We start from the raw sequence: 13,008 nt of genomic DNA on the forward strand, positions 1-13,008 counted from the left end.
AAAACGTGAATACTTATAACTTAATTAAATAAAATCCCTAAGGTACAAGAAAAAATGTAGCTTAGGGATTTTTGAATTTTAATGAAGATTAATTTCTTCTTCACTATTCTTGCTAATATAAATGTCTAAGGCCTTTATTCCTCTTCTCATAAGCTTAACAAAAAGAACAAAGCTATAACTACCTATAGCGATAAACAATAAGATTATGATTAAGTTTATTACAGAAAAAATTGCAACACCCGTCATATTAAATCCCCCTTATTTTATTCTATGAAATTCAAAAAATATGTATCCAAACTTATTGTCATTTTCATCCATATATTAAATATAGACCTCAAGAAGCAAATTATTGACTGGCAATAACTATATTGCACAATATCCTGTTATGATTAGGATTTAACTTAATTAGAACATCGAGAAATAAAAAACAATAGTGAATTAACATAACTTTACATTATGCTCAAGTGCTATATCCCTTCATTAAATTAGTAATTAACAATCAATATTTGCTTTTCTTGCTTGACTACATAACTCTCTGACATTAAGTGTATATGTCTTACCTTCTTTTATAAAGTGAGTTCCACATTGTCTAAACTCAAAACGAGTTCCTTTAGTTATGCACTGCTCTCGGATAGATAAAACCCAATCGTAATTCAGCGGTCTTGCATTTCTATCAGATTCACCACCAACTATAACCAATTCAACATTATCCAAATATTTTTTGATATTTATCTCTTCAATGAGGGGCTGGCAAATTATATTTCTATGTTTTATTGGAAAGGCAGAAAACATAGAGAGTCTAAAGTCCGCTCTGTCTTGATTTTCAATAGTGCAGCCAACAGTCACATTGTCATAGCCATCATTCCAGTCATTTGGAATACAGTGTAAAAACCTTTCAATTCTCTTTGTGAGGAAAATAAAGTTCAAGTCTGAGCGTTCTTTTATCATTTCCCAACATTCGTTTCGCCACTTGTCAGCTTCTTCAATAAGAAAATCTGTAGAAAAGCATAGGTAAACAGTCTGACCTGATTTAATTTTATAGTCACCTTTTTTATTCTTTGCAACAGGTGCATTAAAATTATCTGTTTTTATAATAGTACTTGTATCTACTCCTCTTTTAGCATCACCTTTATGAATATAGCAGTATTTACATCCTTCGCTATATTTATGACAGCCACGCCACGGACTCCACATTGCCATAATAATACCACCTAAAATATAGATTTATCCTACCAGTTAATCAATTATAAATGCTGCTGCTAAATAGTACATATCATAATCCCCTGTATCTCTAAAATTCAGTATATCTTTGACTATACGGTATTCCCCGGTATTCAGACTTCCATAGAGCCAGTTCCAATCTACTGTCCATTCTCTAGTGTCACCAGAAGCCAAGTCATAGCCAATATCATTAAAGCCATAATTACCATCTATAACAACAGGAACCTGATACCATCTTTCATTAATTTTCTTTTCCAACAAAAAGTGTTCACCGTAAATACATTGATTGTCTGATTTATTCTCAAATACTACAATTAGTCCAGTAGAAGATGCCATTTCTTCCTTTACAGTCATAGTAACATCAGGAAAGTTATTGACAGTATCATATGTTGTAGGCTTCCAGTCAGTTGTTTCAGCAGATGGGATTAAATCAGCTGTCTTTCTAATGTGTTCTGGTTCTTTTGCCAAATTGCTATTACCATAATTTCCACATCCTGATAATAGTATTAAATTTATAACCATACAAACAAGTAGACAAAAATACTTTTTCATAGAATCACTCCTTCTACTTGTTAGACTCCAAAAATATGTAAAGGTTCCCTAAACGGTGTAAACCATAATTTTTTCGCTTTTACATCACAATATTCTACTATGATTATGATTTAGCTTAATTAGAACATCGAGAAAGAAAAAATAGTAGTGCGGTAATTATACCTGTAATGATAATCTTATGAAGGCAACCTCCTTTAGTCAATGCACCTAAGTCACCCGTCATGGAACGATTTATTGAGTCCGAGAAATTAATCAGCGGATTTTTTTTATATTCATCTATTTTGCGTTGTTCTTCTTTATCTCTTTGATTCATCATTTCACTTCCTTTATTATTTGGGGAGTTAATCAAGTGTTTTAGAAATCTTTATCGGTAAAAGTTAATGTTACAACTTGAACTAAGTCCATTTGATCAAATCTTGAGGGTTCAAAATAATCTTGCAATGAGTAGCTCTGCATACGAGGACCACTGTCATATACCATGATAGCAACAGGTATTTCTTTGTTTATTTCAATATCCTGAAACTCTCTCAAAAAAGTTTTGGAGGATACCATATATTCACTAGCAACATCTATGTCATTTGTTGTATATGATCCTCTGCCACTGCAATTAATATGAAAATCAATAGTATAATTTTCATTCAGTAATGTTGTAAATGTTCCTGTTAATTTATCAACAGGAATCCTCTCATTCCCTAAAGACATAGCACCTCCACCAATACTTTCCCAATCATCACGATCATTCAAACGATAAACGTTAGCTTCTATAGTGATGGCTTCTTTGGGCGCATTAAAAGTAATAATTTGGGAATTATTCTCCATTCCAAAGGATTGTAATAAGTATGATTCTCTTTCAGTTAATTTAAAAGGAGCAATACCTTCTTTATTCAGCAAAGTAGAGGTATCTTTGTTTCCTAAACAGCCAGCTAATGCTATTACCATAACAACAATTAAAACTACCGAAAAAAATTTCCGCATCTATAATTCCTCCAAATAAAATATAAATGATGATTACTATAAAATATAATCATCATTTATATTTTATATCTCACCTTTATTGGCTTCTATATTCTTTCTATAGCCATCACGCAAACTTCTCAGTTTTTTAGCTACAAAATATTGAGAACAATCTATATTAAAAAATACACCAGCACCTACAACTTTGGATTATAAACATAATGGGAAGCCGACTTGCCTTATCTGACTTTAGTTATGCTCATAATTTAATTTAAAAATTAGAAGCTATAGTTTATCTTTATACCATTAAAGACATTTCACTGTATAATAGAATGGCTGTGAATATAAAATTCTTCCTGACTTGGCTGAAATTTCTTTTCCATTTTTTCTAGGCTCTCATCAAAGCGCTTGGCTTCTTGTTCGTCTATCTTCATCACAGGGCTGTCATAATAAACCCATTTTCTCCCGTCCAAAGCCTCCGGCTTCAGTTCTTTTGCCATCATTGCTGCTGGGAATGTTTCATTTTCAAGACAGATATTGTACTTTTTACAGCTTTTAAAGCCAAGGCTTACATAATTGCTAGGGTTTCCAAATATTACAATCACATCATAACCAAGTGAAACAGCCTGTTCAAAAGAATGCTCTATAAGCATTTTACCGTAACCCATTCTTTGGTATTCCGGAATAATGCAAACCGGACCGAAGGTAAGGATTTCTTTTTCTTCCCCAGACTCATCAACCAGTTTTGCTTTTGTGTACATTATATTCCCGATGATCTGATTATCAACTTCAATCACTAAATCTAACGCCGGTACAAAGTCCTTGTGAGATCGCATAACATGAACTAAATAGTGTTCATTGCACCCCGGAATATATAAATTCCAAAAAGATTTTCTCGTGATTTCTTCTACTCTCTCATAATCTGTTTCTTTTTCATTCCTAATCTTAACCATTTTGTTCATTTATAAACCTCCTATAATTTATAGTTCAATATTCTGTTTATTATCCTTCACTTCATAAAATATATTAAGATGTACCATAACTAACGTTAAAACATCTATTACATTCATCTCGATAAATTGGAATTTGTCAAGTACACCTTATGCTAATAAAGTGTACTAAGGAGAATGCTCATTTAGATATCGTTTAATTCTTTACCTTATTTTTCCTTCTTCGTATCTGCTCATCTTTAACTCCTCCTCTAAATTTTTCGACATTATAATATGGCCAATTATATTACAGCTTCAGCCACAAAGCAGGGCGAATACCGCCTTTACACATGCCTTGGCTGAGATTGCCTTTCAATATATTGTTTCCTTGGATACTTATATTACCGTCACCGTGGACATATACGGCCTTTATATTAACGCGCCCAGACGACCGAAGCCACCACCACCATATCCCACTTTTGTAATCCGCGACAGGATGTCGCGACTATTGCGTGTAGTTTCAGAGAACGTCCTCGCACTCAAGACTTTCTCAGCCCCAGATAGCTCTTATCTTAGGCTTAGAAATGTGCTTTGGCTTCAACTTTTAAAAAGGAATCCCCCTAACCTGCCAAAGCGAACTTGAGTGCATTGTTAGATAATGTTGTGTACGGAAATTATCAATACCCATGACTCAATCGATTTTATTGCATAATAGAAGAACATTACGAGTCTATTATTTCACTATATTTATAAAAACTCGTAATAACCACATACCCAAGTATTATTTGAAATAATGGCACAGAACCTGAAACATATCTCGCAAACTGTACTACCGGATATACTATTATATTTTGTAAAAATTGAATACCATTATAAATCCGTATATAGGTTAGAGCAAAATATAATGATGGCATTCCAACTGAAATTAATTTAGGTAAATTGATTTTCCACTTTCCTTCTTTTCCTATTTCTTTAATTATATGCTCTAATCCCAAAACCACCCCAATACATACATGAATAAGCACACTAATCACCATATAGCAATAGTTAACACGAAGTTCTTGTTCTGAATATGCTATAGACAGATTTCCGACATACACTTTTATAGTTATAATGAAAAGTATTAGTATAATATAAAGCAGATATTTTAACCAATCTTTTATTTTCATGATTTCCCCCTTAATTTAACTAATACTACGCAATTTGCTACTAGTACGCAATATCATCTAACGTCTCGCATTGCCGAAGCCTGTCTCCCAGCGAAAAGGTGAAACAAAATAACCTCAACAAAGCGTACCTACTTCTTAATGACAAGACATTTCGGAGTCTCATGACCATCCAAAAATTCTAAGTGTGCTATATTTAATTCATTTATATTAATAAATTCAACATTTACTGATTTATGTTCACCTAACCAGATGCTCCATATTTCAACCTCATCTAAGGTTTTTAACTGTTCTTTCAAATAATCAATAAGTTTTTTGCCCTTAGTTCTGTATATCCCCATTTTAACTCTGAAAAATATTGTTTGCTTGAATATTCTTTTGCATATTCAGAAGAGTAATACATATCATGATTAATCTCCATTTCATCCAAGTGTTCTTTTTTATCACAAATTAGTATAAATTTTTTATCTCTATCTATTTTGTCATTGATTATAAAATCACTAAGTTTTATGTCTCGTTTTAGTGCCTCAGTAATAGATATAAATTCTATATATGGATTTTTAACTTCCTTTAATAATATATCACTTGCTAAAAATTGGAATAAACTCATATTTTCCTCCTACACAATAGTCGTATTTTTCATCTGATGTTCAGTAACATTAAACAAAACAACTGACCTCAAAGTCCTGCCCTGACATTGTGATGTCAACTAACTACGGGACTCCTGACACTTATGAGTGAGGTATTCAGTTTTTCAACTTATAATTATACATAGTAGTACTATAAGAAAACTTATAGAAAAAATTCAAAGCTGATCTTGTACAGGCAATAGAAGTTCAGTAGAAAATTAATATAAAGTAAAAAATAATATAATAATTTAAAATATTATATCAATAATATACCATATTGTAGAAGTGAGGAGAATAGAGTAGATTTGAAAATTTAGGTGGAGGGATAACTTTCAATTCGACTTGGAGCCAAAGGGCGGAGAAGTGAAAGTTATCCCTCCACCTAAATGAGCAGACTTATGTGATATACAAAAAACAAAAAGTATAGAAGGTTTTTAAGGGTAGCTAAAGGCCTGGCAGCTTTTTTGTCCAGATCAGGTTAGGATTAATCAGAACCAGTAAAAAAGTAAATCCAACATAAGAAAAACCAGAATGGCTCATGTAGATTCTTACTCAATAATTTTATAATCTATTACTTTGAGATAATGATATTATCAAAATACGTTTTCTGACCATTTCTATATATACTTATTGTATCGATAGCATCATTCAAGAAAATTTCATAGATTTTCATATTCTCTAATTCCTTGTCTTGATACGCTGAGGTATATAATTCATCAAAATATATATTTGCAATATTTTTGTCATCGTTTATTTTGACATTCTCAAAAAAAATTAATTTTTCACCTTCCGTTATAGTACTTCCGTTCAGAAATAAATAGTGATGTCCATTACTTGTATATATTTGAAATATTCCATTACTTCTTATATAACTATCAATAGAAGTTCTTAGCTCGTGGCTAAGTTTTTCAGGGTTGAGAGGCTCTAATCTTGATGTTACAATTTTCTCTTTTGTACACCCTGAGGTAATAAATAATATTAATACTAAAACCCACAAATACCTTCTTCTCATTATAATTATCTCCCAAATCATCTCAATTTCTTCAAAATTCCTACATGCATGCCCAAAGCAACTAATTTTATAATATCCTTATTAGATAAGATTAAGCATAAGTTTTTCTAGTTAATGTAAACTATCTTCACCAGTATGTAAAACTTGGTAATCAGAACCAATGGCTTCATATTCAATACTATTCGATTGATCAATGACTCCTTGATATATGACCATCCAAATACCATTTTCCACTCTTGCCTCGATGCTTGGAAAACCTATAAAATTAACTCTAATACGTTGGATATCAGAATCATTCACAATACCATAAAAAGCCCATAAGGGGACTTTACGCTCGTTTACATCAACATCATTAACCATAGAAACAGTTGCAATAAAAGGAGACTCATTATTTGTTGCAAGATCAGATGTAACGTTGGTACTACGCCAAACACCATTTCCCATATTCAAGCTGCATCGTACCCTCAACCGATTTGCTTCAACGCTCCAAAGCAACACTTTGCCACCATGAAATTCAACCTCTCCAACATTACCACCATAAAAATCTTTATTAACTAAAATATCCTTCACATCTAAGCCTTGAGCTTTTGCAGCATATTCTAAATCAGATAGCTTTTTCTCATTTTCAATAACTAATCTATCCTCAATAACTAATCCATTCGGTATTTTCACTTCAGTAGTAATAGATTTCGAACACCCAGAAATTATCACAATAATTACAGTAGATACTAATATAACAATATTTCTCATAATGTGTTGAGTCCTTTCAATTTTGGAAAATATATATTTAGCTGGACTTAAAATTATTAAAGATAAGATGGTACTGTAAAATACTATTATCAGGGCTATGGCTATAGCTGATGCCATACTTGATGGTTCTGCTAAATGATGTAGCATACTTATTATTCCTCCAATAATTATTAATTCTATCACTATAAGTTAAGCAGTAAAGTCGTTAAATTAATAAAAGTCATACAATAAAATAATAATTTAAATATTACAATAATAATACCATATTGTAGGAAAAAGGAGAATAGATTTAGAAATTCATAAGGGAGGAATAACTATCAAACAATTATAGCCAACTAGAAGATGTAAAGTTCCAGATAAATAGAAGTGACAAAAGTTTTAATAGCCTCAAAAGGGCAATGGATTTTATAGACTTTGATTTCAAAGTACCAGATTTCATCCCAGACACTTACCAGTTTGAGGGCATCAACGTTTTTAAGGGACTGGTAGATAGCGAGAAGAGTGTAGATATATATTTTACAGGTGGAGAAAACGATAAGTACCGCTTTACATATACAATTTCAAAGGGAAATTATGAAAATCATATGGAAAAAGGCGCCTGTTACATCGGAGCAAATCATAGAAGATCTTGTTCCCAAAAAAGAGTGGAGTTCCAAAACAGTAAAATCATTTTTAAATAGGCTGGTAAAAAAAGAAGCTATAGGGTATACGAAAGCAGGCAGAAACTATCTATACGCCCCTATACTGACCGAAGAAGAGTGCATCGGTTCTGAAAGTCAGTCCTTCCTTAATAGAGTATATGATGGCGCAGTAGAAATGCTATTTTCACACTATCTGAAAAAGGAGAACCTATCTGACGAAGAAATAGAAAACCTTCAAAGAATTTTACTTGAAAAGAAAAAAGGGCATGAGAATGACATGATGTAATCTCCCCAAAATATAAAGAACCTTAATTTGATTCCTACGCATTCTAATAATGATGTGCCATATGAACCGCCTAAGATAATACTTATTTAATAATATTATTCCAGGTCCATGACACTTCTATATATTTTTAATGCATCTCATCAGATACAGCAATTATTCTTCCATTTGAAAATTCTATAGCAAATTGCTTCATTTCCTCATTGATAGGAAATGTGATCTACTCTTTGGATGCGCTTTGAGACTCAAGTGTTTTGATACGTGATTCTAATTCTTCAATTTTTGTCTCTTGATGTATAAATACTGTAATTAGAATGGCAATAATAAGTGCAACAAAAACAAGAATTGCCCAGAAGCTCTCGAAAATAAGTACTCCTCCAAAAAAAAGAAAGATATAGCACAGTATAAGGCTTATTGCAAATGTTCCAAGAAAATTTTTCATTATCTAATCCTCCCTAATTTCTATAGAAAATATAAATAATCTATGTTTCACATTTTCCTACTACTTCAAAGAAATACTATAAGTTTTTTCGTACACGCCAAGACGGCTCAGCTTTTAACGTCTTCATGTTCAAGATGCCCTGCTCCAGCACAATATATAAAAATGTTCGTTTTTCATTTAATTTAAGAAATTGGTTCCGCTAACATTGGTTCGTACATCATAATAGCATGATTTTCGGTTATAAATTCATCATCAACAAGTTCATTTTCTATATTATATACTTTACGATAAATTTTATTATGTCGTACATATCCGCCCCAAAACTCATGGGTTATCCAATGTTCCTTTTGATAGACTTCGTATTTCATTATTGGTGATATGTCTGCTCTCCATTCACCGACCAAATGTGTATCCGTCAAGTAAATGACCAACTGATAATTTACTTTTGTCTCATTTTTTATTTGTAGATCAAGGTAATTATATGCACATGTTGCACCACTTCCGAAAGGTTGATTTCTTTTAGAGTCAGGAAATACATCGTAACTATGTCGATATCTTTCAGTAATGGATAGAGGAGAATGCAAAGTCATCCAATAAATTAAATTCGATAATTGGCATAACCCTCCACCTACCCCTATTGTAACCTTACCATAAAATAGAATCATGCCATCTACATAACCTTTTCTTTTTGTGGTATTACCAATCAAACGCCAATAAGAAAAAGTTTCGCCTGGTTTTATAAGAATTTTATTCAAACTACTTGATGCGACTTTTAAGTTCTTAATTTTATTATGCTGTAGCCACATATCAACATTTTTGAGCTGGCGTAGTAATGGTGTCTCATGGGTAAAGATTACGTAAGGCAGTAGAGAATTCTCTTTTTTTAGAGCATATTTTTTTTCGCTAAAGTACCAATCAAAATAGCGTTTTAAACGATAGTATTTTTTGCCCAAATAAATTCTTGACGCACTTCTTTGTACTGGTCTTAATGATTTCATATTCTACTTATCCCCCAAAATTTTTAAGAGAATGTCCGTTAGATTAATAGTAAATACGGTATCCCCCTTGATTTCCGATAATATCTCCGCATTCCCCACATCCCCCAGCGCTACAGGGTATATTCTGAACCTTAGATAGCTCTTATCTTAGGCGGAGTAATATCTAAGTGTACCTTCAATTTTTAATGCTATAAATAATCTCCATATCAGGTTTTTCTGTACAAAAATAATGTACCCAGATATAAACATGTTGGAATAATGCTACACTTAAAGCTGCTTGAGAACCTAACAATAATGCAATAGCCCATAACATAAGAAATGCAAAAGAATACATAGAATTGTTATTCCACTTAAAAATTCCTTTCTTTACTAAAGGCATTTTCCTATATGAAATTCGAAAATGATCAGCCCCTAATGCTCTAATCAATCCAAAGTATCTAATTACTGACCAAAGAGTATAAATAGCTGGGATTATCAAAAAGAAAGCAAGAGTGATTGCTAATTTATCTGGAAGAACAAGAGTACCTGAATTTACATAGGCCAAGCCTACAAGGCTAATAACACGAGCTAACAGAAAAGGTAAAAAAAGCAAAGCCCAAACAAATAAATCGAAGTCACCAAATATTTTAGATAGAGTACCCCAACCTAACTGTAAACGAAAAACAATCCAGACTACTACCTGGTGAATAATGGATACCCCTATTGCTAACCAAAACCAAGTAATATCCGTAATACCCAGCCAAGAATTACCTCCCATAACTGGAGCTGCAAAAGCCCATGTGATAGGAACTAATATTAACAATGTAAGCAACTGCCAAAGTTGACGATGTAGAAAATATTTTAATGAACGTGCTTCCTTATACCATAATTGTTCTTCATTTGGTTTCATGGCACAGCCCTCCCAATGCTTAAATTAGTTGTTTTTCACCCAACGTCTCCGCACTCAAGACGTTCCTCAGCCATAGCTAGAAATCCTATTTGACAATTAAGTCCTTAAAAATCAATCCTAAGTAATATTCAAAATATGACTAAAATACCATATATTATATTTAATTGCTATTATTTGCTTTGAAAATATCCACTCCCCACCAATCAGGAATTAGCTCTTTCAATTTAATTGTTTTTCTAGTTTCTAGTTCAAGAAGAATTTCTATTTCTGAACTCTCCTTATCTAATTGCATCATATATTCTCTACAGGCTCCACAAGGAGAACCCACTCGTCCGTCTTCCATAACAGCGACTACTTTATCTATCTGACTCTCACCATTTGTTATCATATTTGCAATTGCATTTCTTTCAGCACACATTCCTAAAGTTGAAGCTGTATCAATACAAACTCCCAAATAAATCTTTCCACTTTTGGTTAAAATAGCACTCGCAACACAGCCAGCTTCAATAAATGGTGATATAGTCCTTGATTTCTGAACTTTCCTTGCTTTATCATATAATTCTTGCCAAATATCCATTTTTATTTTTTCTCCTTAAATATGTAAATAATGTTGGTTCCTTATCAAACTATTATTCTTTATTAATACGCCAATATCTTTAAAAGAAGTACACTCATGTAGCCATACGTTCTATATGGTTTACCACCTAACGTTTCGCACTCAAGACGTTTCTCAGCCTTAGATAGCTTCTATCTTAGGCTGAGAAATGAGCTTTGGCCTTAACTGCTAATAAGGTGCTACCCTAATCAGGCAAATCCAACTTGAGTGCATTGCTAGATGATGGAGTGATATCGCTCTCCAACGCTTTTCTTAAGAGCTTCTTTATAAAAGAACCTGCTATTCCTATTCTGTCGATCAATAAAATAATTATTGGATTAGACAAATCACATAGTTATCTAATCTTTGCTAATTTAATCATTCTAAAGGAAATGTAACTTTCCAGTTTCCTTTAGTTATCATTCCAGAAGTTACGAAATATCCGTACAAAGTATAATTTGAAATTTCACTTTGTGGAATATCAAACACATAATTGCTATAGTCAATTCGGCCTGGCTGTTCGTATTGATTTACAAAGCTAAAAGTATAGCTACAATCTATGTTATTGCCATTACTGTCTTTTAAATAAAAGAATCCATGATTATCTTTATCTAAATTATCTTTAACTGAAGTCTGAATATGAAGATTGCCATCAATGTAACCTATCCCCGTCAAATCAATCCCATCTACGGTAAATTGACTCATAGGTGACGCTGGAACTAAGGCAATTATATTATCGCTCGAATCAATATACTCGTTATACTTGATTCCACCACCCCCAGTAATATTGTAAACCTTCTGTGTTTTTTGTTCAACATCAACTGATGAAAGAGATATTGGGATTTCTATATCCTCATATGTTTTTTTATGACTTAGAAATTGACGGACGGTGAATGTTATTTTATCTCCCAAAATATCTTTGTTGCCCCCTTCTTCAATAGTAATTAAAAATGTAGCTATCTTTGTGTTTTCGTCATATCCAACACGTTCGCAGCGAGCTGAACTGTCAAACGGACGATTAATTGAATAGCTGTCAAAAAGATCTGTGGTTTCATCAATGCGTTGTTCTGTTAGATCTTTCATTGTTATATAAATTTCCGCTACATTATCATGAATGTAGGCTGATACAACCTCCATTTTTATACCGTTATTCTCATCAGATTTTTGGACAGGCATAAAAAACTGTGCAATAGCTGGAGAAACCCTATACATAAGTTGATATATTGGTTCTACTGTAGCCGCTAAAGCTGGCATTGCAAGATATAAACAAAGACAAATGGACACTAACGCTATGGCAGGCTTACGGAATAAATAGACTTTATTATCACATTTTATTTCCAGTTTTTTAGCCTCACTAATGGTATCTCGCAGTAAATTTTCATTAGGGAGGACTTGTTTATTGAGTTCATCATACTTTTTTCTAAACATAATCTTCCTCCTTCATAAATTTTCTTAGAATGATTCGTGCTCGTGTGAGTTGAGTTCTAATTGTTGAATTCTTTCTATTAAGGGTACGGCTTATTTCTTCAAGTGACATGTTTTCGTAATAGAACAAATGAATGACTTCACGATATTTTAATGGTAGTTGTTGCAATTCAGCATATAGATTTACAGTTTCTTCTGATTCGAACAATATTTCTTCTGTAAGTTTCTGTGTTTTTTTCTTCCATGAAGAATTCCAGAAATTATTTGAACAATTAATTGTAACTCGAATTAGCCAAGCCTTTCGATGTTCCTCATCTTGGAATACAGGTTTCTTTTTCACATAGCGAAAAAAAACCTCTTGAAAAACATCATCAGCATCATGTTTTGTTCCTGTACGAGCAAAGGCAAGGCGGTATACCATATCTGAATAATATCGAATCACTTTTTCTGTGTAATCATTCATACACAATGGATGTTGATGCATGTTTCTAATCCTCCTTTTACTCTTAACACCAGTATGAA

18 protein-coding genes are annotated in these 13,008 nt (G+C 32.6%); 1 reads left to right on the forward strand and 17 read right to left on the reverse strand.

The genetic code is table 11. The features are described 5' to 3' along the window. Positions 1-78: 78 nt before the first annotated feature. The 11 genes from BN3326_RS22055 to BN3326_RS14415 all read right to left on the reverse strand — a co-directional run bounded on the left by BN3326_RS22055 (position 79) and on the right by BN3326_RS14415 (position 7,396). Positions 79-246: a hypothetical protein gene (locus tag BN3326_RS22055; RefSeq protein ID WP_171903842.1), complete on the reverse strand. Its 168-nt coding sequence runs from the start codon at positions 244-246 to the stop codon at positions 79-81. 246 nt (positions 247-492) lie between these two features. Further along, positions 493-1,200 carry a DUF5131 family protein gene (locus tag BN3326_RS14375; protein WP_069999944.1) on the reverse strand — a complete coding sequence of 236 codons (708 nt, stop codon included), beginning with the start codon at positions 1,198-1,200 and terminating at the stop codon, positions 493-495. 36 nt (positions 1,201-1,236) lie between these two features. Beyond that, positions 1,237-1,773 (reverse strand): immunoglobulin-like domain-containing protein, encoded by a 537-nt coding sequence (locus BN3326_RS14380; RefSeq protein ID WP_069999945.1) that lies wholly within the window; start codon positions 1,771-1,773, stop codon positions 1,237-1,239. 115 nt (positions 1,774-1,888) lie between these two features. After that, positions 1,889-2,086, reverse strand: a complete 198-nt coding sequence (locus tag BN3326_RS14385) for a hypothetical protein (protein ID WP_069999946.1) — start codon at positions 2,084-2,086, stop codon at positions 1,889-1,891. Between the two features lie 41 nt (positions 2,087-2,127). Continuing rightward, positions 2,128-2,748: a hypothetical protein gene (locus BN3326_RS14390; protein ID WP_069999947.1), complete on the reverse strand. Its 621-nt coding sequence runs from the start codon at positions 2,746-2,748 to the stop codon at positions 2,128-2,130. 296 nt (positions 2,749-3,044) lie between these two features. After that, complete coding sequence (locus BN3326_RS14395; protein WP_171903846.1) at positions 3,045-3,680, reverse strand: GNAT family N-acetyltransferase; 636 nt, start codon at positions 3,678-3,680, stop codon at positions 3,045-3,047. A gap of 283 nt (positions 3,681-3,963) precedes the next feature. After that, on the reverse strand, positions 3,964-4,128 hold the full coding sequence (locus BN3326_RS22790; RefSeq protein WP_334292627.1) for a DUF6273 domain-containing protein: 165 nt from the start codon (positions 4,126-4,128) through the stop codon (positions 3,964-3,966). A 250-nt stretch (positions 4,129-4,378) separates the two neighbouring features. Further along, positions 4,379-4,825 (reverse strand): hypothetical protein, encoded by a 447-nt coding sequence (locus tag BN3326_RS14400; protein WP_069999949.1) that lies wholly within the window; start codon positions 4,823-4,825, stop codon positions 4,379-4,381. A gap of 292 nt (positions 4,826-5,117) precedes the next feature. Further along, the gene (locus tag BN3326_RS14405) at positions 5,118-5,432 is read right to left on the reverse strand and encodes a hypothetical protein (protein WP_069999950.1); all 315 of its coding nucleotides are present in this window, start codon (positions 5,430-5,432) and stop codon (positions 5,118-5,120) included. A gap of 590 nt (positions 5,433-6,022) precedes the next feature. Continuing rightward, on the reverse strand, positions 6,023-6,463 hold the full coding sequence (locus BN3326_RS14410) for a hypothetical protein (RefSeq protein WP_069999951.1): 441 nt from the start codon (positions 6,461-6,463) through the stop codon (positions 6,023-6,025). A gap of 111 nt (positions 6,464-6,574) precedes the next feature. Then, positions 6,575-7,396: a hypothetical protein gene (locus BN3326_RS14415; RefSeq protein WP_207646351.1), complete on the reverse strand. Its 822-nt coding sequence runs from the start codon at positions 7,394-7,396 to the stop codon at positions 6,575-6,577. 390 nt (positions 7,397-7,786) lie between these two features. Between BN3326_RS14415 and BN3326_RS14420 the strand changes: the two genes are divergently transcribed. Beyond that, a complete protein-coding gene (locus BN3326_RS14420) occupies positions 7,787-8,140 on the forward strand; it encodes a BlaI/MecI/CopY family transcriptional regulator (RefSeq protein ID WP_069999953.1) in 354 nt (117 codons plus the stop codon). Positions 8,141-8,357: 217 nt separating this feature from the next. On the opposite strand, the gene BN3326_RS14425 is transcribed toward BN3326_RS14420, so the two are convergent. The 6 genes from BN3326_RS14425 to BN3326_RS14450 form a co-directional block, all read right to left on the reverse strand. Then, complete coding sequence (locus BN3326_RS14425; protein WP_069999954.1) at positions 8,358-8,579, reverse strand: hypothetical protein; 222 nt, start codon at positions 8,577-8,579, stop codon at positions 8,358-8,360. A 182-nt stretch (positions 8,580-8,761) separates the two neighbouring features. Then, complete coding sequence (locus tag BN3326_RS14430; RefSeq protein ID WP_069999955.1) at positions 8,762-9,577, reverse strand: VanW family protein; 816 nt, start codon at positions 9,575-9,577, stop codon at positions 8,762-8,764. Positions 9,578-9,752: 175 nt separating this feature from the next. Continuing rightward, a complete protein-coding gene (locus BN3326_RS14435; RefSeq protein WP_069999956.1) occupies positions 9,753-10,466 on the reverse strand; it encodes a methyltransferase in 714 nt (237 codons plus the stop codon). A 160-nt stretch (positions 10,467-10,626) separates the two neighbouring features. After that, the gene (locus tag BN3326_RS14440) at positions 10,627-11,043 is read right to left on the reverse strand and encodes a cytidine deaminase family protein (protein ID WP_069999957.1); all 417 of its coding nucleotides are present in this window, start codon (positions 11,041-11,043) and stop codon (positions 10,627-10,629) included. A gap of 396 nt (positions 11,044-11,439) precedes the next feature. Continuing rightward, on the reverse strand, positions 11,440-12,489 hold the full coding sequence (locus tag BN3326_RS14445; protein WP_069999958.1) for a hypothetical protein: 1,050 nt from the start codon (positions 12,487-12,489) through the stop codon (positions 11,440-11,442). After that, positions 12,482-12,970 (reverse strand): RNA polymerase sigma factor, encoded by a 489-nt coding sequence (locus BN3326_RS14450; protein ID WP_069999959.1) that lies wholly within the window; start codon positions 12,968-12,970, stop codon positions 12,482-12,484. Before BN3326_RS14450 ends, BN3326_RS14445 begins: the two co-directional genes overlap by 8 nt. Positions 12,971-13,008 lie beyond the last annotated feature (38 nt).

The sequence above is a fragment of the Cellulosilyticum sp. I15G10I2 genome (genome assembly GCF_900095725.1).
Classification (GTDB): Bacteria; Bacillota; Clostridia; order Lachnospirales; family Cellulosilyticaceae; genus FMMP01.